Origin of the sequence: Halorussus sp. MSC15.2, assembly GCF_010747475.1 — an archaeon.
In the GTDB taxonomy this organism is placed as follows: domain Archaea; phylum Halobacteriota; class Halobacteria; order Halobacteriales; family Haladaptataceae; genus Halorussus.
Map to the genome: position 1 here is coordinate 164,680 of NZ_VSLZ01000002.1, position 19,974 is coordinate 184,653.

The window sequence follows — 19,974 nt, forward strand, 5'->3', positions numbered from 1 at the left end:
ATTGCCGGAGGAACCCTTAGATAAAATACGTGTTCGGGCGGACGGTCCCGTGTTCTCACAGTGGCTACTGCGTGGTCGTGGTCGCCTGCCCGACTTGGGACGGCTTGGTCGGGACCGTAATCTCGCCGCTCACTATTCGCTGCTTGGACTGTTCGAGCGCCGACTTGACGTCCTGTGGAATCTCCGACGCGAGTTGCGACCCGTACACTGCTTCGACGCCGTTCTGTTGGAGTCCGAGTCTGTTGACGGCACCGCCTTGGAAATTACCGTTGACGACTCGCTTGACCGACTGGAACACCGCTTGGTCGACGTGTTTGACCATGCTGGCCAGAATCACGTCGGCGTAGTCCGGCAGGCTCTCGGACTGGTCGGCGTCCACGCCGATGGCGTACCGTCCCCTGCTCTGGGCCGCCTTGAACACGCCGGTCCCCGTCCCGCCCGCGGCGTGATAGATGATGTCCGCGCCGTTGTCGTACATCGAGTTGGCGATAGACTGGCCCTTCGCGGGGTCGCTCCACGCGCCCGCGTAGGCCGAGAGGACGTTTATGTCGGGGTTTGCGTGCTTGACTCCGGCGAGATACCCCGCTTCGAACTTCTTGATGAGCGGGACCTCCTTCCCGCCGACGAAGCCGACGGTCAGGTCGTCGTTGGTCTCGCCCGCACCGGCGCTGAAGTCCATGTCGGTCATCAGCCCCGCGAGGTGACCGACCTGAAACGACCCCTGATGTTCCTTGAACACGTAACTGGCGACGTTCGGCTGTTCGACCACGGTGTCCACGACCATGAACCGCTGGTCGGAGAAGCGCTGGGCGTTGCGCTGGAGTGCCTCGGCCTGTACGAAGCCGATACAGCAGATGAGTTCATAGTCCGGATTCTGGGACCGCGCGAACCGTCGCTGGAGCGTCGCCACGTCGCTCGGACTGCTCGGTTCGGCGTTCTGGAACTCGACTGCGAACTCGTCGGCCGCGCGCTGGACCCCTCTGTGGGCCATGTCGTTGAACGAGTTGTCCCCCAGTCCGCCGGTGGCGTACACCATCCCGATGTTGGTCGTGTCGTCCTGCAGGAACCCGGTCGTTCCGAAGGCGGCCGCCCCACCCAGTAGCTGCAAGAATCGTCGTCTGCGTTCGTGTTTCCCCCGCATACCCCTCACGTTCATCATCGACCGTGATATAATCGGCGCTTTGTTGCCCGTCGGGTCGCGTGAAACCGAGATAGAGAGAGCGAACCGCAGAAGGAGGGTGTTTTCGACGGCGAAAATTCAGACGTTTTCGGGCTTGGTGGGCACTTCGATGTCGCCGGCCACGACCTTCTTTCGGGAGGACTTGAGCGCGACTTGACGGAGTCGGGAATCTGGGAGGCGAGGTCCTTGCCGTAGACCGCCGCGACGCCGTTCTCTTCGAGTCCGAGTCGCTGGACGGACCCACCTTGGAAGTTGCCGTTAGCGGTGCGCTCGACCGAGCGGTAGACCGCTTCGTTCACGTACTTGACCATGCTGGCGAGGATGACGTCGCTGTACTTCGGCAGGCTCTTGGACTGGTCGGAGTCCACGCCGAGCGCGTACCGACCCTTCTTCTGAGCCGCCTTGAACACGCCGTTACCGGTGCCGCCCGCGGCGTGGTAGATGATGTCCGCGCCCTTGTTGTACATCGAGTTGGCGATGGACTGACCCTTTCCGGGGTCGCTCCACGTGCCCGCGTAGGCCGACCGGACCGAAACGTCGGCGTTGGCGTGCTTGACGCCGGCCTTGAATCCGGCCTCGAACTTCTTGATGAGCGGGACCTCCTTCCCGCCGACGAAGCCGACGGTCAGGTCGTCGTTGGTCTCGCCCGCACCGGCGCTGAAGTCCGTGTCGGTCATCAGGCCCGCGAGGTGCCCGACTTGGAAGGAGCCTTGGTGTTCCTTGAACGTGTAACTCGACACGTTGTCCTGCTCGACGACGGTGTCCACGACCATGAACTTCTGGTCGGAGAAGCGTTTGGCGTTCTCCTTCAGGCCGCTGGACTGCACGAAGCCGATGCAACTGATGAGGTCGTACTCGGGGTTCTGGGACCGCGCGAACTTGCGCTGGAGCGACGCCACGTCGCTCGGACTGCTCGGTTCGGCGTTCTTGAAGGAGATGCCGAAGTCGGACTCGGCCTTCTTGATGCCCTTGTGGGCCATGTCGTTGAACGAGTTGTCACCGAGACCGCCGGTGGCGTACACCATCCCGACGTTCATCGGGTCGGAGGACGTGGTGGTCTGGGACTCGGTCGTCCCGTCGTCGGACTCGGTCGTGGTGGTCTCGGTGCTACCGCCGCCGCCGAGACACCCGGCGAGTCCGGTTCCGAGGAGGCCCGCACCGCTTATCTTGAGCATCTTTCGCTTCCGTTTGTCAATTTTCGCCATCTTGTCCGATGTAGCTCATCAGCGAGCTATAAAGCCGTCGCTTCAAATCAAAAACCATGGAAAATACCGGGGCTGGTGGTTCTGGACCGACACGCCGGCGGCGAGACGAACCGGGTCAGGACTCGGCCGCGACGGCCTCTTCCACGACGTCCGTCGCCTCCGAGACGAGCGCGTCCACGTCGTCGCTCTCGGCGTAGATGCGGACGTAGGGTTCGGTGCCGCTCGGGCGGACCAGTACCCACGACCCGTCCGGGAAGGTCGCCCGGACGCCGTACTCGGTCTCGACCGACGCCTCGGGGAATCGGTCGGGAATCGCGCTCTCCAGTTTGGCCATCGCGCCTGTCTTGGCGTCGTCGGGACAGGAGACGCTGACCTTCCGGTACGGTCGCTCGGTGACGGGGTCTCGAAGCGGTGCGAGTCCCCCGGCCTCTGCGACGAGTCGGGGAATCACCGCGGCGCTGACGACACCGTCTATCCACCCGCCGAACTGGGTGTGGACGTGCTTCCACGGTTCGGCCGCGAAGACGACCTCCGTGTCGTCGTCGCCTTCTTCGCGCGCCGCGGCGATGCCCTCGTGGAGCGCGCCGAGGCGGACCCGCTCGACGCGACCCCCGGCGGCCTCCACCTGCTCGTCGATGCGTCCGGACGCGTTGGGGGTCGTCACGACCACGGGGTCCGCAGTTTCACTGCGCTCGGTGTAGTGGGCGGCGAGAACCGCGACTACGGTGTCCTCGTGGACCACCTCGCCCTCGCCGTCCACGACGACGATGCGGTCTGCGTCGCCGTCGTGGCCGATACCGAGGTCGGCGTTGGGGTCCTCGCGGAGGAACTCCCGGAGGTCTTCGAGCGTCTCGGGCGTCGGCTTGCTCTCCCGACCGGGGAAGTGACCGTCCACGTTGGCGTTGAGGGCGACGACCTCCGCGCCGAGCGCGCGAAGGACTTGGGGCGTCGCCACGGCCGCCATCCCGTTGCCGCAGTCCACCACGACGCGCAGGCCGTCGAGGGGCGCGCCGTGCCCCTGCGCGTACTCCACGACAGCGTCGCGGTACGCGTCGAGGACGCTCGTGCGTTCACCGTCGCCCCACTTGTCCCACTCGACCGGCGGGTCGTCGGCCTCGACGCGGCGCTCGACGGTCCGCTCGGTCTCCCGGTCGTACTCCTCGCCGTCCGCGAAGAGCTTGATTCCGTTGTCGGTCGGCGGGTTGTGGCTGGCGGTCAGCATCGCGCCGCGCCGCCCCTGCGAGGCGAACGCGAGCGCGGGGGTCGGGAGTTGCCCCGCCCGGCGCACGTCGGCCCCGGCGCTCTCCAGTCCGGCCTCCATCGCGGCCGCCAACGCCGGACCGGTCTCCCGGCCGTCGCGCGCGACGACGAACTCTCGGCCGTCTCGTCCGGCGGCCCGGCCGACCGACAGCGCGAGTTCCGGTGTCACCGTCTCGACTGCGCTCCCGCGGATACCCGCGGTTCCGAAGAGGTTCATGCCGGGAGTTCGGGGAGCCGGACACTTAGCTTTCCGCGGTTCGACGCGAGCGCGAACTGCCCGTCGTCCGCCGGGGCACGGCGGTCGGACTCGTTCGAGACGAGCGATGCCATGACGAAGGGACGGTATTCGACCGCCTCCGTGTTCGAGACGCCCGTGAAGCCTAAGCCGTCAGTCGTCGTATCTGCGGCTATGAAACTGAGTATCACCGAGATTGTCACCGACCCGGAGGAACTGTTCGACGCCGTCATCGCGGGCATCATCCTGATGGCGGCGGTCGTCCTCGCGTACCTGTTGCTGTTCGGCGTGTTCTAGCTACGTCTCGGCGCGCACTGTGAGGAGTCGTTCGTGTCGCGGCGGTGCGGCCAGATGGGCTGGTGGAGGGTCGTCGACGAGCGGCGGGGTCAGAGTTCGACGCCGCTCGGGATGAGACTGTGCTTGCGCAGGAGATTCCCCTCGTCGTTGTAGACGAGGAACGTGCTCTTGTCGTACTCGACGAGGTCGTCCCCGTTGATGCTGATTTCGACGTGGTAACGCCCGTCCATGTCCCCGGCCGATTTTCCGTACTCGCGGGCCGCGGTGATGAACTTGAGGACGTCGTCGGCGTCCTGATTGAGTTCGAGGACGAAGTCTCCCGTGATTCGGTTGGTGACGCTGACGACGCCGGTGGTGTCGTCCTCCTCCACCGGCCCTTGGAGTCGTAGCGCCACGTCGGTCTCCCCGGCGTCGAGCAGTTCGTCGTCTGTCCCCGTGAGGCGCTCGCGGAGCGTCGAAGATGGACCCTCGAAGTCGATGATTACCGTCGGCTTCTTGGCTTCGGCGTCCTCCTCGACCCAATCGACGTTTCGGACCTCCAGCGTGAAGTAGTCGCGCCTCATTCCGTACGCCCCACTACGGTCCGGCGCGGTATGAACGTAACGCCGCTTCCGGGAAACAATTCGGTCGCGAGAACTCGCACCTACCCGGACTCGGACTGGTCCCGCGGTAGACATCGCGGCACGGGTGAACGTCGAGTGGCGAGTCGCCCCCGGACCCAATCGGCTAACCGCTTCCGCGACGGGGTCCGGCCGTCCCGGTAGCTTTTACTCCCCGGGTTTCGGTGTCCACCGCATGGTCTGGGTTCGGTCCGAGTACGCGGGCGAGTTGGCCGTGGTGCTGGCGTGGCTGTCGGCGCTGCTGCCGTGGAACGTCACCTATTCGACGCTCTCGGGCGTCGGGAGCGTGCTGTTCGTTCGCTTCCCGTTCGTTCAGGTCCGGTACGTCTCCGGTCTCTCCATCTCGAAGGGGCTGGCGTTCTCGACGCCGCTGGGCGCGCTGGCGTATCAGGAGGGACAGACAATCGCCGTCGCCTACGCCGCGTGGGCCGTCGGCGCGGCGGTGGTCGGCGCGGCCGTCGTTCTGAGTTTCCTGCTCTACCTGTACGAGGAGCGCGTCGAGGCGACCGTCGACGCGGTGCGGGCCATGGGCGCGCTCCTCACGCTCGCGGGCGTCGTCCTCACCGCCGCGACGTGGCTCCTCTGGACTCGCGGGCTTCCGGGGCTGCCGATTCCGGTCGGGGTCGTCCTGCTCTACCTGTTCGGCGGGACGCTGCTAGTCGCCCGTCGGGAGTAACGGTTCCGTAGTCGCGTTCTCTGATTCGGTTGTTCGGTCCCCGCCGACTCGTGATAGCGCCGTAGAACGACGGTAGCGAGAAGCCGAGTCCGCGTCGCCTGTCCGGTGATTTAAGTACCACCGCTGTGATGTGGCGCGTAAACTGTCACGGGCGGTCTCTGCGACCCGACCGCCCGCGACTCCCGACACACCATGTCAGAGTCACCTTTGTCCGAGTGGACCGACGACGTGCGGATTCGAATCCGGGAGTTCCAGCGCACCCTCCAGCGGACCGCGGAGGTGCTTCGCGGGTCGTCCATCTCGCCGACGAGTACGCCCCCGGCGAACACGGACCGCTGGTCTCGTTCTCGGGACTCGACGGCTACGAGGAGATAGACCGCTACTGGGTCGATGCCCCGTTCGCCTTCGTCTCCATCAACTACGACGACGTGGAGAACGAACACCGCTATCAGGTCGTCGAACCCGAACTGGACGACCTCGAAACCGAGTTGCTGGACCGCCTCTTCTCGGACATCCGCAACTCGCTCATCCACCGCCGGGAGACCCGCGAGGACGCCGACGCGGCCACCGCGGAGACCGTGCTGAAGGAGGAACTCCGGGAACTCCTCTCGATGTACGGCGTCGAGGTGGGCGTCGCCAGCTTCTACCGCCTGTTCTACTACCTCTTCCGGACGTTCCGCGGGTTCGGCAAACTGAGTCCCTTGATGGCCGACCCCCACATCGAGGACGTCTCGTGCGACGGCTACGACCTCCCGCTGTTCGTCTACCACGACGAGTACACCGACATCGAGACCAGCGTGGTGTACGACCGTGAGGAACTCGACAACCTCGTCGTCCGCCTCGCCCAGCAGTCCGGTCGCCACGTCAGCATCGGCGACCCGGTGGTCGAGACCACCCTGCCCGACGGGTCGCGCGCCGAACTCGCGCTGGGCGAGGAGGTCACGCCCCGCGGGTCGGCGTTCACTATCCGGAAGTACGCCGACGAACCGTTCACGCCCATCGACCTCGTGGAGTACGGCACGTTTAGTCTGGACCAGATGGCGTACCTCTGGCTCGCCATCGAGTCGAACAAGTCGCTCATCTTCGCGGGCGGAACCGCCTCGGGGAAGACCACCTCGATGAACGCCATCTCGATGTTCATCCCGCCGCGCTCCAAGGTGCTGACCATCGAGGACACTCGCGAGTTGGCGCTCTACCACGACAACTGGCTCTCGTCGGTCACGCGCGAGCGCCGGGGCGAGAGCGCGGACATCACGATGTACGACCTCCTGCGCTCGGCCCTGCGCCACCGCCCCGAGTACATCGTGGTGGGCGAGGTCCGCGGCGAGGAGGCGATGACGCTGTTTCAGGCGATGAACACGGGCCACACGACCTACTCCACGATGCACGCCGACTCGGTCCAGACCGTCATCAACCGTCTGGAGAACGACCCCATCAACGTCCCGCGGGCGATGATTCAGAGCCTCGACATCCTCTCGGTCCAGACCCTGACCTACGTCAGCGACGAGCGCGTCCGCCGTAACCGGGTCATCGCCGAAATCGACGGCATCGACCAGCGGACCGGGGACCTCGACTACTCGACGGCCTTCTCGTGGGACGCCAACGAAGACGCTTTCCGGCGCAACGACAGCAACGTGCTGGACGAGATTCAGAACGAGAAGGGGTGGTCGCGGAGCGAACTCCTCGAAGAACTCCGCGACCGGAAGCGCGTCCTCCAGTACCTCCGCGAGCGAGGGGTCTCGGACTACCGGCGGTTCACCGCGATGATAAACGAGTACTACGCTCACCCGGACCGCGTGCTGGACACCATCGAACTCGACGCCGAGGTTTCGACCGGGTTCGACTGATGTGGGGGTTCTTGCCGCTCGCGCTGGTCGTCGTCCTCGCCGCCCCGGTGGCGGTGGTCTCCGTCTCGCGCCGGGCCGACCACTTCGTCACGCGGGTCGCGCTGACGGCGTTCGGCGAGTGGGTCACCGACTACGGCAGGCGACAGTCAGAGCGCCGGAGCCTCCTGCAGGCGGTCCACGTCGGCGAGACCTACCAGATGTACGCCGCGAAGACCCTGCTGTACGCCGGGGTCGCCGCGGTCGTCGGAAGCGTGCTGGGCGTCTATCTCGTCGCGGCCGCGTTGGCGCTGCTGCGCGTCTCGCCGGAGGCGATGCGGGCGACGCTCCCGACCGGACTCCACTTCCTCGCTGGCCTGCTGGTGTTCCCCGACCTGTCGCTCGGACAGTTGTTCGCCCTCCTGCTCGCCAGCAGCGCGACGCTCGGCGTGGCGTCCGGCGGCCTGACCTACTGGCTCCGGTGGGAGAACCTCTCGTACTGGGCGAACGCCCGCGAACGCAAGATAGACGAGAGCATCGCTCGGAACGTGGCGTTCGTCTACGCGCTGTCGCGCAGCGGGATGGCGTTCCCCGAAATCCTCCGGACGCTGGCCCGAAATCAGTCGGTCTACGGCGAGGCCGCCGAGGAGGTCGGGGTCGCGGTCAAGGCGATGGACTACGCCGGACTGGATATGCTGTCGGCCATCGAACGACTCGCCGACCAGACGCCGAGCGACAAGTTCGGCGAGTTCGCCGACAACCTCGCCAGCGTCCTCCAGAGCGGACAGAGCATCTCGGCGTATCTGGACGGCCAGTACGAGCGCTATCAGGAGGACGCCGAGGCCCAGCAGGAGGCGTTCCTCGAACTGCTCGCCACCCTCGCGGAGGGGTACGTCTCGGTGTTCGTGGTCGCGCCCCTGCTGTTCATCACCGTTCTCGTCATCATGGGGTTGATGGCGCTCGGCGACACCCTCCCGCTGCTCCGGGCGCTGACCTACCTCGCCGTCCCGCTGGCGAACGTCGGATTCGTGGTCTACCTCGACAGCGTGACCGAGTCGCTCCGGGCGACGCGCGAGGACCGCGACGTGGACCTCGCGGCCGCGGCGCTGGCGAGCGTCAGGCGCACGGACGCGCCCACCGCCGAACGGACGGGCGTCCAGCGCCCGGACGACGCGGTCCCCGCACCCGAGACCGTCCGGGGCGACGGCGGGCGTCCCGCGGGTGACCCCGCCACGAACTTCGAGCGCCTCCGTGCCTTCGAGAACGTCCGGTGGATGCGCGAGGCGCTGGCCGACCCGGTGGGGACGCTCCGGGACGACCCGGTCGCGGTGCTCTACGCGACGGTCCCGCTCGGACTGCTCTCGGTTCTCGTCCGGGCGTGGCCCCACTTCAGCGACGGGACGCTCACGCTCCAAGTCGCCGACGACTTCGTGGTGCAGGCCGCGCTGTTCGTCGTCGGCACGTTCGCCGTCGTACAGGAACTCCACCGGCGACGAATCGCGGCCATCGAGGCGGCCGTCCCCGACTTCCTCGACCGACTCGCCAGCGTCAACGAGGCGGGCATGTCGGTGGTCGAGAGCTTCGAGCGCGTCTCCGGGAGCAACCTCGGCGCGTTGAACGCCGAGGTCCGGCGACTATGGACCGACATCGAGTGGGGCGTGGACGCCGAGACCGCCCTCTACAGGTTCGAGGACCGCCTCGACACGCCCACGATAACCCGGACCGTGACGCTCATCGCTAACGCGATGCACGCCAGCGGCGACATCGCGCGGGTCCTCCGCATCGCGGCCGACGACGCGCAGGACACTCGCCGCCTCAAGCAGAAGCGCCGACAGGAGATGCTGACCTACGTCGTCATCATCTACCTCTCGTTCGCGGTGTTCCTCGTCATCGTCGCCGCGCTGAACAGCATCCTGATTCCGAATCTGCCGACGGAGGCGGCCTCGGCGGGCGCGAGCGCGGGGAGTCCGGTCGGGGGCGGCGGTCCCCTCTCGGACATCTCGAACGTCGATACCGAGGCGTACACGCTGCTGTTCTTCCACGCCTCGCTGGTGCAGGCGGTCTGCTCGGGGCTGGTCGCCGGACAGATGGGCGAGGGGAGCGTCCGGAACGGCGCGAAGCACGCGACGATTCTGCTCGGGGTCGCCTACGTCGTATTCCTGTTCCTCTGAGCGTCGGCGTTCTCCCGTCTGGCCGCCCGACACGGACAGGTCCACTGTCGCGGGGGAACCCGGAGGCGTTTTCACGTCCCACGGTCCAATCGGACACGTATGGACGAGGCGGACCGAGACCTCCGGGATGACGGGCGCGCCGCGGTGCGAGCGACGTACGACTACATCGCCGACCACTTCGCCGAGACCCGCGAGTACGCGTGGCCGGAGGTCGAGGAGTTCGTCTCGGAGTCGCCGGACGCGTCGGTGGCGCTGGACCTCGGCTGTGGCAACGGCCGCCACGCCGAACTCCTCGCGGAGCGCGCCGACCGCGTGGTCGCCGCGGACCTCAGTCGCGGGCTGCTCGAAACCGCCCGCGAGCGCGCCGCCGACCGGGGGTTCGACGCCGACCTCGTGCAGGCCGACGCGGCGCGCCTGCCCCTTCGGGACGCGACGGTGGGAGTGGCGGTGTACGTCGCCACGCTCCACCACCTACCGAGTCGGACCGCCCGCGTCGGGAGTCTGGACGAACTGGCGCGCGTCCTCTCGCCGGGTGGCCGCGCGCTCGTCAGCGCGTGGAGCACCGAACACGACCGCTTCGACCGGGAGGAGAGCGAGGCGCGCGCCTCGGACAGTCGAGCGGGTGACGGCCGCGAAACGGGGTTCGACACCGCGGTCGATTGGACGCTCCCCGGCGGCGAGACGGTCGAACGGTTCTACCACATCTACTCGCCCGCGGAGTTCGAGGCCGACGTGGCCGCGAGCGGACTGGAACTCGCGGAGTTCGAGGTGTCGAGCGGGAACTGTTACGGCGTGGTCCGCGCGGCGAAACAGTAAGGCCCTTAATGCCGGGCGGCAAAGTGGGAAATGTAGACGCAAGCGCCGATGGTCTAGTGGTAGGACCTGAGCCTTCCAAGCTCATGGCCCGGGTTCAAATCCCGGTCGGCGCACTTCTGCGGTGAGCAATACGGTGAGCAGTCCGTCTGCTCGCCACCCCGCGAACCGGAACATCGCTCTGGGGGATTCGAACCCTGCAAGTCGCAGGCCACACAGGGAGCGTCGCGACAGAGTCGGACTGTCTCGCTCCGGTTCAAATCTCGGTCACGATTCGTGAGCGACCCCTGCGGTCGGGGAATCCTCGACGGCGTGGACCGGACTATCCTCTACGAACACAGGTGCCGGAACTGCGAGGAGGCGTAGTCGGTCTCCCGGCGACCGTCTCCGCTTGTGGCGTCCCGCCACAACCCTTAATCTCGGACCTGTCGTGGCTCCATCCCAGCGATGCCCGACAATCCAGCCAAGCAGACGAGCGAAGAGGTGGACCAGACCCAACTCGACCTCGCACAGCAGGCGGGCGACGCCTATCAGGAAGCGCTCGACTACATGGCGAACGAGGTGGCTCACACCGGGGGCAAGACCGAAGTCGGCGACTACGTGGTCGGATTCGCACAGGAGAAGGCCGAGGGGATGTACGTCCTGAAGGACGAGGGACGGTCCGAGTGGATGGAACCGGACGACGAGAACTGTCACCTCGAAGTCGCGGTCGCCGACGCCGAGGACGGCCGGTTCGTCCCGGGGTGTACCGTCGTCGCGACGCTGACCACCGAGGACGGTGAGCAAGTCGGTCCGACGACGGTACCGCTAGTCTGGCACCCCGGTCTCTACCACTACGGCAAGAACCTGACGGTGCCCGAGGGCGGAACGTACACCATCGACGTGCGCGTCGAACCGCCGACGTTCAAGCGCCACGACGAGAAGAACGGCGACCGATACGGCGAGACGGTCGAAGCCGTGTTCGAGAACGTCGATATCGAGACGGGACAGGGATAATCGGGTGCAGTAGCGCGATTTCTGCGAGAAGACGTATCGAACCGCGACGTTCCGGAGGGTTCTCTCCGGACGCAAAGTGTGAATATCTAACAGGTTGGGCCGTGTTGTTTTTCTACCGGAACGGAGTATCTAATGACGAATACGTATCCCCGCCGACTGCGTACACTCACGCTACGACAGATACCTGCTCAGTGATGAACGTATTTCGCACTCCGACGCAACGATGAGCGGCCGGGTACGCGTCCTCTACGTCACCCCGCGTCGAGTGGTCGGGAGACTCCTCGAATCGCTCTTCGCGGCCGAACGTCCCGATGTGTCGTTCTCGTTCGTCACCGGCGTCGATGCTGCGCGCACCGCGGTCCGCGCCGAGCGAATCGACCGCGTCGTCCTCGACCCGGCGGTCGGTGGTCCGGAGTCCGCGAGCGAACTCCGGCGCGAGAACTCCGACGTGAGAGTCACCACTATTGCGAATACCGGCGTCGGGAGACCACCCGACGGAACCGGCGGTCAGTTGCCGAGAGGGGAACCCGACCCCGTCCGCGCGCTCTCGCGACGAATCGAGGACGCCGCCGCGCCTGGGGCAGTCACCGACGGCGGCGTCGAGACCGACCACTTCTATGCGCTCGCCGAGGAACTCTCGGACGGCGTCATCGTCATCGACACCGACAGCGTCGTCCAGTTCGCCAACCCTGCCGTCGAGGAGATATTCGGCTACTCGCCCGACGAACTCGTCGGGGAGTCGTTGACGAAACTCATGTCCGATGACCTCGCCGAGCGACACCGCGAGGGAATCGAGAGCTACCTCCGAGACGGGGAGCGTCACGTCGATTGGAACTACCTCGAACTCACCGGCCGACACCGCGACGGGAGCGACGTGGTGCTCAGCGTCTCCTTCAGCGAGCACGCCGTGGACGACGAGGTGCTGTTCACCGGCGTCGTCCGAGACATCTCCGACCGCAAGCGTCGGGAGTCCGAACTCCACGACCGGATTCGCCAACAGCGAGCGCTCTCGACGTTCTCCCGGCACGCGCTCGGCGACGAACCGCTCGACGACCTGATGGACGAGGCGGTCGAACTCGTCGCCGAGGCGCTCGGACAGGAGTACGCCGGAGTGCTGGAGTATCGCCCCGACTCGGACGACCTGCTGACCCGAGCGGTCGCGGGGTGGCCCGACGACATCGTAGACTCGGCCGCGATAGGGACCGAGCGCGACTCGCAGGCCGGGTACACCCTCTTGACTGAGGACCCCGTCGTGACCGAGGACCTGACGACGGAGGAGCGATTCTCCCGCGACGAACTCCTCGAATCGGCCGACGCGACCGGCGGTATCTCCGCGTTGATAGGCTCTCCCGACGACCCGTGGGGCGTCCTCGGGAGTCACGACCCCGAACCGCAGTCCTACGCCGACCACGACGTGCAGTTCGTCCAGAGCATGGCCCACATCCTCGCCACCGTCATCCAGCGCCGCGAGCGCGAGCGGCGACTCGAACGCTCCGAGGCGATGCTCGACGCGGTCGGCGACGGGGTGTACGCCCTCGACGCCGACTCCCAGTTCGTCGCGGTCAACGACGCCTACGTCGAACTGACGGGGTACGACCGCGAGGAACTGCTGGGCGAACACGCCTCGAAGGTGACGGGCCCGTCGCTCTACGAGGACTCCAAGCAGATACAGGCCGCCCTCGAAGGCGGCGAGGACGTGGTGACGACGGAGGTGACGTTGCCCACCGCCGACGGCGAGTCGATACCCGTCGAAGTCCGCATCACGCCGCTCGCGCTCGGCGACGAGACCGGTCGGGTCGGCGTCGTCCGCGACGTCTCCGAGCGGAAACACCGCGAGGAGAAACTCACCTCGCTCAACGAGATGTTCCGGTCGCTGGCGGACGCCGAGACCCGGACCGAAATCTGCCAGTGCGGGGTTGACACCGCGGTCGAAGTTCTCGGCTTCCCGAACGCGGCCGTGGCGCTCTACGACGACGACGCGAACTCGCTCGTTCCGACTGTTCGGCGGTGGGACGGGGAGGACATCGACGACGCGCTCCTCGGGAGTCGCGCGGAGGGCGTGGCGTGGCAGACGTTCGTCGAGAGCGAGACCAAGCAGTACGACGAACTCCGTTCCGAACTCGACGCCGACGCCGAACTGCAGAGCGCGCTTACGGTTCCGCTCGGAAAGTACGGCGTGTTCATCGCGGCGTCCCCGGACCGAAACGCGTTCGACGCGACCGACCGGTCGCTCGCCGACATGCTGAGTTCGAACCTGCGGTCGGCGTTCGACCGGTCCGAGCGCGAGGAGACGCTTCGGGAGCAACGCAACGACCTGCAGGCGAAGAATCGGGAACTCGAACGGGTCAACCGCCTCAACAGCGTGATTCGGGAGATAACCAAGGCGCTGACGCAGGCGTCGTCGAAGGAGGACGTGATGCAGGCGGTGTGCAGTCGGTTGACGGAGTCGGGACCGTACCGGTTCGCGTGGTTCGGCACGCACGACACGGCGACCGACGAGGTCCGGCCCGAGGCGTGGGCCGGGGTGGAGGAGGGGTATCTGGACACCATCGACGTGAACGCCGACAGCGACGAACCGGAGGGTCGCGGCCCGTCCGGTCGGGCGATTCGCACGAGGGAGATACAGGTCCAGAACGACCTGCTCGGCGACCCGCCGTTCGACCCGTGGCGCGAGCAGGCGCTGAAGCGGGGGTATCGGTCCAGCGCGTCGGTTCCGGTCGTCTACGGCGGGACACTTCGGGGCGTCCTCAACCTCTACGCGGGCGAACCCGGTATCTTCGACGAGTTGGAGCGGGCGGTGCTGTCCGAACTCGGCGAGACCATCGGCTACGCGCTGAACGCGCTCGAACAGAAGCAGGCGCTCGTCAGCGAGCGGTCGGTGGAACTCGACTTCCGGATTCGGGGGACCGGGAACCCGATTCTGGAGTTCGTGGACCAGACCGACGCCGAGTTCGAGTTCGAGAACGCGGTCCAGCGCAGCGACGGCCGACTCCACGTCTTCTTCACCATCCGCGACCGGTCGCCGGAGGAGACGCTGGAGTTCCTGCGGAACATCCCGTGGATAGAGTCCGTCCGACTCGTGACCGAGCGCGACGACGAGTACCTCTACGAGTGCGCGCTGTCCGACCGGTCGTTCCTCCGGTCGCTGATGGACCGGGGGGCGATGCCGAAGACGATAACCGCGACAGAGGGCGAAGGCCGGTTCGTGATTCGCCTCCCGCAGAGCGCGGACGTGCGGACGTTCGTGGACCTGTTCGAGGACTACTACGACGACGTGGACTTGGTCGCTCGACGGGAACACGACGAACCGGTGATGACCCGGCAGGACTTCGAGTCCGAACTCGACGAACGACTCACCGAACGACAGGCAGAAGTGCTCCGGACCGCGTTCTTCAGCGGGTTCTTCGAGTGGCCCCGCGAGAGCACGGCCGAGGAGATAGCCGAGGCGCTCGGGGTGTCCCAACCGACCGTGAGCAGGCACATTCGGGGTGCCGAGCGCACGCTGTTCGGTCTCCTGTTCGAGGAGTAGCCAGTCGGCGATTCCTCCGCCCGATTTAGATGTATACCCCCCGGAACGAGAGACCGATTATACATCTATCGCTAACTGGTATCCCCGACGCACCCCACTGAACGAGTATAGAATGAGTCAGAGTGTAAGTGGGGATACCCTCGAGAAGTGTTCGACCAGCCACCGCGTCATCACCGCCGTCGCCGAAGAGACCGGCAACGACCCGACCGAGGTGGGACCGCTGTACCACGTCATCGACCCGGACGCACTCGACCGCCTGTTCACCGCGACCGGTGCCGGCGGACGAAATCGGGGTCACGTGGAGTTCACCTTCGCGGGGTGCGACGTGGTCGTACACGGGAACGGCGAGGTCGAGGTTTCCGAGCGCGACGCGACGACCGAACTCGACGACGGGAGCGAGGACGTTCACCGTCTCGGAACCGATTTCGAAGATAGCTCCTGAGTCACTCCCGACGATGACGGACGAGCGACACCGAAGACAGAGGGCCGATGCAACGTAGTTGTGATTCGTCTCGAACCACGACCGACGAGCGACCGAGTGACGCCGACGCTATGAGCGACGAGTGTGCCCGATGCGGTGCCGTCGTCCCCTCCGGGGAGTGGCATCCGGTCAAGACCGTCCGCGACGACGAGGGGCGGGTCGTGATTCACGACTTCTGTTGCGAGGCGTGTCGTTCGGCGTGGCTCGCCGAGCGGAACGCCGACGACTGACGGGACGGACGACGAATCGTTCTCCGTGACCGAGACCGATTCTCGTGATGCTAACTATTCGTCGTATTGGTGACCGTTCTTCGTGAATCAGGGTCTCCAGAACGCTGTCGGCTGCTTTTCGCAGTGCGTGACGGTACTCCTCGTTGACCCGGGCCGCCAGTCCGTCGAGAGTCGGTCGCCCGCAGTGATTCGATGCAGCGGTCGCCTCAGAGGTCCGACTGGTTGACGCGATATATCTTCACGTCGCCTTCGTCGAACGCGGGTTCGATACCCGGATACTGCCCGAACTGGAGGTTCTCGTCGGCGTACTGCTCGCGGGCGCGGGGACCGACGTAGATGTACTTCACGTCGTGTTTCCGGAGCAGTTCGGCCCGGTCGGCCCACGTTCCGGTGTAGATGAGGTCCACCGTCTCGGCGCGGAACTTCGCAGTGTCGTGGCCGCGGTAGATACCCTCGTGGTAGACCCACCCGATGACCGTCGGCAGGCCGGTCAGCGACGAGGCGGGACTGCTCCACGCGTACACCTCGCGACCGGGCGGCGAGACGATGTGCGGTTGACCCTCCTTGTCGTCGAGCCACGCGATAGCGGCGGCCTCACCGGGGTGGTGGTCCTCGACGTACGCCTTCCCGGCCAGCGTAGGGTCGTCGGTCCGGTGCTGGTCGGCGGTGAAGTGACCGCCCAGCGCGAATCCGCCGTAGAGCGCGGTCGAAGCCACGAGGACCGCCGCCAGCGCGCCCATGACCTGCGAGCGCTCGATGCCGACGCCGGGGAGCGTCCAGTCGGTCGGTCCCGTCGACGCGACGAGCGCCGCCAGCGCGGTCCCCGCGGCGGTCGCCCAGAGGACCCACACCTGCATGTACACCTTGAAGACCGTGTTGAACCGACCGCCAGCGGCGCTGTCTTTCACGTAGACGAACTCGACCAGCGTGACGAGTCCGGCCCCCGCCACCAGCAGGACCGTCTCGTAGCCGACACCGCCCTCGGCCTCGGCGACGTCGCCGATTGTCCGGAGCAGTACCCATCCGACAACCAGCAGGGGGACGACCAGTACCAGCACCGCGTAGTTCATCGCCCACGCGGCCGCGGCCAGCGCCGCGGCCAACAGTCCGAACCGAACGCCGTCCACGTCGAACGCCGCGCGCGCTCTGGGCCAGAGGTAGGCCGCGAACACGACGAGGAACGCCCCGTGGACGAGCAGGAGACCGACCGCACTGGCGGGGTCCGGGAGGAAGGCGATACTCCGGTTACCGGTCGAGCGCAGGAGGATGCCGAAGACGAACGGTGCGACCCACGCGACCGCCACGACGGCGACGACGGCGGTGGCGGCGAACGAACCGGCGATTCGGCGGGTCTCGGTGAGCACTCGAACCGTCGCCCCGGACGCGGTACCGCCGCCGTCGGCGACCGGCTCGGCCGCGTCGTCGGTCGCGACGCCGGGGAACAGCGTCACGGGGTCGGCGGGCGAGAACACGAGCGCGAGCCACACCACGCCGAGTCCGGTCGGAAAGCTCCAGACGTTGACGAGTCCGAGCAGGCCGACCGTGACCGGGAGGACGCCGAACGCGAGGGCGCGTCGTCGCCGGAGCGCGCCGGGACCGGACTGGTAGTAGGCGAATCCGAGCGCGGCGACCAACAGCAGGAACGGCGTGCTGACCATGTGAGCGTGGAGGTCGCCGTTGACGAACGAGAACAGCGGAAACTCGTTGATTGTTCCCGGTATCACCCGGCTCGGTCCCCAGTAGCCGAACGAGTCCAGCCCTTCGGTCACGAGTTCGCCCGAGGTCGATTCCGCGATGGGTCGGGCAACCCAGTCGGCGACCCCCTGTGCTATCGAGTCAGGGAGGAGCCAGACGAGACCCGTCACCGCCGTGACGAGGTTGGCCGCGAACCCGACGAAGAACGCCCCGAACGCGCCCGCGGTCCGGCGCGGGACGCCGCGAGCGTCGGCCATCGCTCCGGCGAGTCCGTAGGCCGCGGTGACGAGCGTGGCGTAGAACCCCGACAGCGCGAGGTTGTAGGCGAACTCGCCCTCGGTACCCGTGAGTTGCGCGAGGACGGCCGTCGCGAGGTGGCCGCCGTAGTAATAGAGGACGTGTTCGCCAGCCCACCACATGTCCTCGGGCGGCAGCGCGTCGGCCCGTAACAGCGACTTGAGGATGCCGAAGTCGAGGAACTTCTCGCCGCCGCCGGGATGTATCGACGGGTCCACGGCCCGGACGGCGACGAGGAGTGCGAACGCAATACCGAATACTATCATCGTTTCCGCGTACGCGCGCGGACGGATTCCGGTTCCGCGGTGAGCGTCGCGGTCGGGCCGTAGCGACCGGTCGCTCCAGAGAAGCAACCCCGAAATCCCGGCGACGACTGCGACCGCGAGGAACGCGGTCCACCGGCCGAACGCGACGTGCCCCACCCAGTAGGCGACGGTGGTCGTGACGACCAGCGCGACCGGGAGGGCGAAGGCCGCGCCCCGGTCGGGGAACCTCGGGAACAGTCGGGCGGCGAGCGGCAGCGTGACGAACGCGAGCGCCTGAAAGACGGCGAACCACAGCAGGACGAGCGCGTACTCCATTCGGTTTGTAGGCGTGCGACCGAGCGATAAACCTCTTGGGGTTCGTACCAACCCCGATTCGGTAAGTCAGCGGGGTAAGGAGGGCGTACACTGCCGACTGTGGAAGAGCCACCCCGAGCGTTCCACGCGGTGCCACCGCTCCGGCACGACGAAGAGATGCCGACGCGACGCCGCATCCTTCCCCCGAAGTTACGCCCCCGAAAACACCGTCCACAACGAACCTCGGCATCGGCATAAATTCACATACGGCGCAGGAATCACAATTCTTATCCGTGGGACGGCTCTACGAGATAGTAGCGGGATGGGATAGCCAGGAGATTCCGGCGGGCTCATAACCCGCAGATCGGTAGTTCAAATCTACCTCCCGCTATGTTTCGCCGAACGTAATTCTACGGTCCATTTCTCACTCGGTCGAGTCGTAAATCCGCCAAACCGGCACCGAGTAGATTCGAACGATACACGCGCAGCACAGCGAGTATCTTCTGCGTAGTTCGAATCCACTTCGTGAAAGCGTAACCGACGAAAGGCTCCGTTTCCGATTCCGGTTTGTGCCCGAGAGTACTGCAGATTATATATTCTACCTCCGGTTGCATAGCCAACAGTATATTTAATTCACCGGTGGTATGGTTATGAAATTTCGATGGTGCGTCGAACCGGACCTGACGGTGCGGAAAACGGGGAATCGTCGCCCGTGGACTCCGATTCGCAGCAGGGACTCTTACAATTACTTTTGTTCAATCTCGTCCGAGCAGCCGTTGCGCACTCGCGCGCCGCGTCCGGTGCGGCCACGCATTTATAGAACGTCGCGAGCTACTAGGGTACGATGACGTCCGTACTGTTCGTAGTGAGCGAGGAAGGGTACTGGGGCGAAGAGTGCGTGGACCCGCTAGAGACGCTCTCGGAAACGGAAGCTAGCGTGGACGTGGCGACCCCGAGCGGGGGTAAACCCGTCGTGGACGACCGGTCCATCGACCCAGAGAACGTGGGCGAGGAGACTGCCGAGTGGGTCAAAGATGTCCACGCCAACGACCAGCGACTACAGAACCCGATGCCGATAGCCAACGCCGACGCGGACCAGTACGACGCCGTGGTGTTCCCGGGCGGACACGGCACCGAGTGGGACGTGAATCAGGACAAACACGCTCGTCAACTGCTCCGCGAGACCGTCGAGGGCGACGGCGGGAAGGCGTTGGTCCTGTGTCACGCGGTGGGGCTGCTCGCGTTCACCCGTGACAGTGACGGTGACTTTCTGGTAGACGGGAGAGACGTGACCGGCTTCCCCAACGAGTGGGAGGAGGGAATCGTGGACGACCACGACCGGATGCCAGACGGCCGAAAGCTCCCGTATTGGGTCGAAGACGAGGTGAAAGCCGCGGGCGGGAACTGGGACGCCGAACTCGACGCCGACGAGAGCGTCACCGTGGACGGAGACCTGCTCACCGCAAGAGGGCCAGAATCGTCACACGCAGGCGCGACGGCGCTCGTCGAAGCGCTCGGAGTCACCAGAACCGCGTAGCACCGAAAGCACACTTTTATCAGTTTCGTCTCCCCACTGATACGCTAAGAGAGATGGCGTTAGACACTCGCGGCGTGTTCGCAATCATCGCTGGTCTCCTGATGACGGCGGCGCTCCTCGCCGCACGAACCGAGAGACGGCTACTCGGTACGTGGATAATGACGCTCGGGTTCGCCGTCGCCTTGCTGTGGTCGGTGATGAGCATCTTCTGGGCGCAGTCGAACCCGAGCGCACTCACGCCGAAACTCTGGATAACGATGGCGTCGATGGCGGCGGCCTCTACCGTCTACTTCGGCTACATGGGTCTCCACGGTGAGGGGTTAGGGGAGTAGTACGACGGTTCAAGCTCCGCGTACCGATGGAATCGCC

General features: G+C 66.1%; 14 protein-coding genes, 2 tRNA genes and 2 pseudogenes. 13 read left to right on the top strand and 5 right to left on the bottom strand.

All coding sequences use genetic code 11. The annotated features are described in order from the left end of the window. Positions 1-64: 64 nt before the first annotated feature. The 3 genes and pseudogenes from FXF75_RS08000 to FXF75_RS08010 form a co-directional block, all read right to left on the bottom strand. Entirely contained in the window at positions 65-1,141 is a 1,077-nt protein-coding gene (locus FXF75_RS08000; protein ID WP_163521376.1) for a BMP family protein, read from the bottom strand. A gap of 117 nt (positions 1,142-1,258) precedes the next feature. Beyond that, positions 1,259-2,385, bottom strand: a pseudogene (locus FXF75_RS08005) (BMP family protein). Positions 2,386-2,500: 115 nt separating this feature from the next. After that, a complete protein-coding gene (locus tag FXF75_RS08010) occupies positions 2,501-3,862 on the bottom strand; it encodes a phosphomannomutase (RefSeq protein ID WP_163521377.1) in 1,362 nt (453 codons plus the stop codon). Between the two features lie 192 nt (positions 3,863-4,054). On the opposite strand from FXF75_RS08010, the gene FXF75_RS23060 reads away from it, so the two are divergent. After that, on the top strand, positions 4,055-4,177 hold the full coding sequence (locus FXF75_RS23060) for a hypothetical protein (RefSeq protein WP_275897395.1): 123 nt from the start codon (positions 4,055-4,057) through the stop codon (positions 4,175-4,177). A gap of 89 nt (positions 4,178-4,266) precedes the next feature. Here FXF75_RS23060 and FXF75_RS08015 read toward each other — a convergent pair whose 3' ends face one another. Continuing rightward, positions 4,267-4,740 carry a DUF5793 family protein gene (locus FXF75_RS08015; RefSeq protein WP_163521378.1) on the bottom strand — a complete coding sequence of 158 codons (474 nt, stop codon included), beginning with the start codon at positions 4,738-4,740 and terminating at the stop codon, positions 4,267-4,269. 232 nt (positions 4,741-4,972) lie between these two features. Between FXF75_RS08015 and FXF75_RS08020 the strand changes: the two genes are divergently transcribed. From FXF75_RS08020 to FXF75_RS08060, 9 genes and pseudogenes are all read left to right on the top strand, one after another. Then, the gene (locus FXF75_RS08020; protein WP_163521379.1) at positions 4,973-5,473 is read left to right on the top strand and encodes a hypothetical protein; all 501 of its coding nucleotides are present in this window, start codon (positions 4,973-4,975) and stop codon (positions 5,471-5,473) included. 192 nt (positions 5,474-5,665) lie between these two features. Further along, positions 5,666-7,320, top strand: a pseudogene (locus FXF75_RS08025) (type II/IV secretion system ATPase subunit). Beyond that, a complete protein-coding gene (locus FXF75_RS08030; protein WP_163521380.1) occupies positions 7,320-9,467 on the top strand; it encodes a type II secretion system F family protein in 2,148 nt (715 codons plus the stop codon). Before FXF75_RS08025 ends, FXF75_RS08030 begins: the two are co-directional and overlap by 1 nt. A gap of 99 nt (positions 9,468-9,566) precedes the next feature. After that, positions 9,567-10,283 (top strand): class I SAM-dependent methyltransferase, encoded by a 717-nt coding sequence (locus tag FXF75_RS08035; RefSeq protein ID WP_163521381.1) that lies wholly within the window; start codon positions 9,567-9,569, stop codon positions 10,281-10,283. A gap of 42 nt (positions 10,284-10,325) precedes the next feature. Then, a tRNA-Gly gene (locus FXF75_RS08040) sits at positions 10,326-10,396 on the top strand. Between the two features lie 331 nt (positions 10,397-10,727). After that, complete coding sequence (locus tag FXF75_RS08045; RefSeq protein WP_163521382.1) at positions 10,728-11,276, top strand: iron transporter; 549 nt, start codon at positions 10,728-10,730, stop codon at positions 11,274-11,276. Between the two features lie 223 nt (positions 11,277-11,499). Next, complete coding sequence (locus tag FXF75_RS08050; RefSeq protein ID WP_163521383.1) at positions 11,500-14,805, top strand: PAS domain S-box protein; 3,306 nt, start codon at positions 11,500-11,502, stop codon at positions 14,803-14,805. A gap of 112 nt (positions 14,806-14,917) precedes the next feature. Next, complete coding sequence (locus tag FXF75_RS08055; protein WP_163521384.1) at positions 14,918-15,247, top strand: HalOD1 output domain-containing protein; 330 nt, start codon at positions 14,918-14,920, stop codon at positions 15,245-15,247. A gap of 110 nt (positions 15,248-15,357) precedes the next feature. Then, complete coding sequence (locus tag FXF75_RS08060) at positions 15,358-15,516, top strand: hypothetical protein (RefSeq protein WP_163521385.1); 159 nt, start codon at positions 15,358-15,360, stop codon at positions 15,514-15,516. A gap of 206 nt (positions 15,517-15,722) precedes the next feature. Here the strand turns inward: FXF75_RS08060 and FXF75_RS08065 are convergent, their stop codons facing one another. After that, a complete protein-coding gene (locus tag FXF75_RS08065) occupies positions 15,723-18,089 on the bottom strand; it encodes a DUF2298 domain-containing protein (protein ID WP_163521386.1) in 2,367 nt (788 codons plus the stop codon). A 295-nt stretch (positions 18,090-18,384) separates the two neighbouring features. On the opposite strand from FXF75_RS08065, the gene FXF75_RS08070 reads away from it, so the two are divergent. From FXF75_RS08070 to FXF75_RS08080, 3 genes are all read left to right on the top strand, one after another. Further along, positions 18,385-18,459 (top strand) — tRNA-Met (locus tag FXF75_RS08070). Between the two features lie 453 nt (positions 18,460-18,912). Beyond that, positions 18,913-19,605: a type 1 glutamine amidotransferase domain-containing protein gene (locus tag FXF75_RS08075; protein WP_163521387.1), complete on the top strand. Its 693-nt coding sequence runs from the start codon at positions 18,913-18,915 to the stop codon at positions 19,603-19,605. 53 nt (positions 19,606-19,658) lie between these two features. After that, positions 19,659-19,937 (top strand): hypothetical protein, encoded by a 279-nt coding sequence (locus FXF75_RS08080; RefSeq protein ID WP_163521388.1) that lies wholly within the window; start codon positions 19,659-19,661, stop codon positions 19,935-19,937. Positions 19,938-19,974 lie beyond the last annotated feature (37 nt).

Bases quoted from the DNA above. Each gene is read 5' to 3' on its own strand.
- FXF75_RS08000 (WP_163521376.1), bottom strand. From the start codon at position 1,141: ATGCGGGGGAAACACGAACGCAGACGACGATTCTTGCAGCTACTGGGT.
- FXF75_RS08010 (WP_163521377.1), bottom strand. From the start codon at position 3,862: ATGAACCTCTTCGGAACCGCGGGTATCCGCGGGAGCGCAGTCGAGACG.
- FXF75_RS23060 (WP_275897395.1), top strand. From the start codon at position 4,055: ATGAAACTGAGTATCACCGAGATTGTCACCGACCCGGAGGAACTGTTC.
- FXF75_RS08015 (WP_163521378.1), bottom strand. From the start codon at position 4,740: ATGAGGCGCGACTACTTCACGCTGGAGGTCCGAAACGTCGATTGGGTC.
- FXF75_RS08020 (WP_163521379.1), top strand. From the start codon at position 4,973: ATGGTCTGGGTTCGGTCCGAGTACGCGGGCGAGTTGGCCGTGGTGCTG.
- FXF75_RS08030 (WP_163521380.1), top strand. From the start codon at position 7,320: ATGTGGGGGTTCTTGCCGCTCGCGCTGGTCGTCGTCCTCGCCGCCCCG.
- FXF75_RS08035 (WP_163521381.1), top strand. From the start codon at position 9,567: ATGGACGAGGCGGACCGAGACCTCCGGGATGACGGGCGCGCCGCGGTG.
- FXF75_RS08045 (WP_163521382.1), top strand. From the start codon at position 10,728: ATGCCCGACAATCCAGCCAAGCAGACGAGCGAAGAGGTGGACCAGACC.
- FXF75_RS08050 (WP_163521383.1), top strand. From the start codon at position 11,500: ATGAGCGGCCGGGTACGCGTCCTCTACGTCACCCCGCGTCGAGTGGTC.
- FXF75_RS08055 (WP_163521384.1), top strand. From the start codon at position 14,918: ATGAGTCAGAGTGTAAGTGGGGATACCCTCGAGAAGTGTTCGACCAGC.
- FXF75_RS08060 (WP_163521385.1), top strand. From the start codon at position 15,358: ATGAGCGACGAGTGTGCCCGATGCGGTGCCGTCGTCCCCTCCGGGGAG.
- FXF75_RS08065 (WP_163521386.1), bottom strand. From the start codon at position 18,089: ATGGAGTACGCGCTCGTCCTGCTGTGGTTCGCCGTCTTTCAGGCGCTC.
- FXF75_RS08075 (WP_163521387.1), top strand. From the start codon at position 18,913: ATGACGTCCGTACTGTTCGTAGTGAGCGAGGAAGGGTACTGGGGCGAA.
- FXF75_RS08080 (WP_163521388.1), top strand. From the start codon at position 19,659: ATGGCGTTAGACACTCGCGGCGTGTTCGCAATCATCGCTGGTCTCCTG.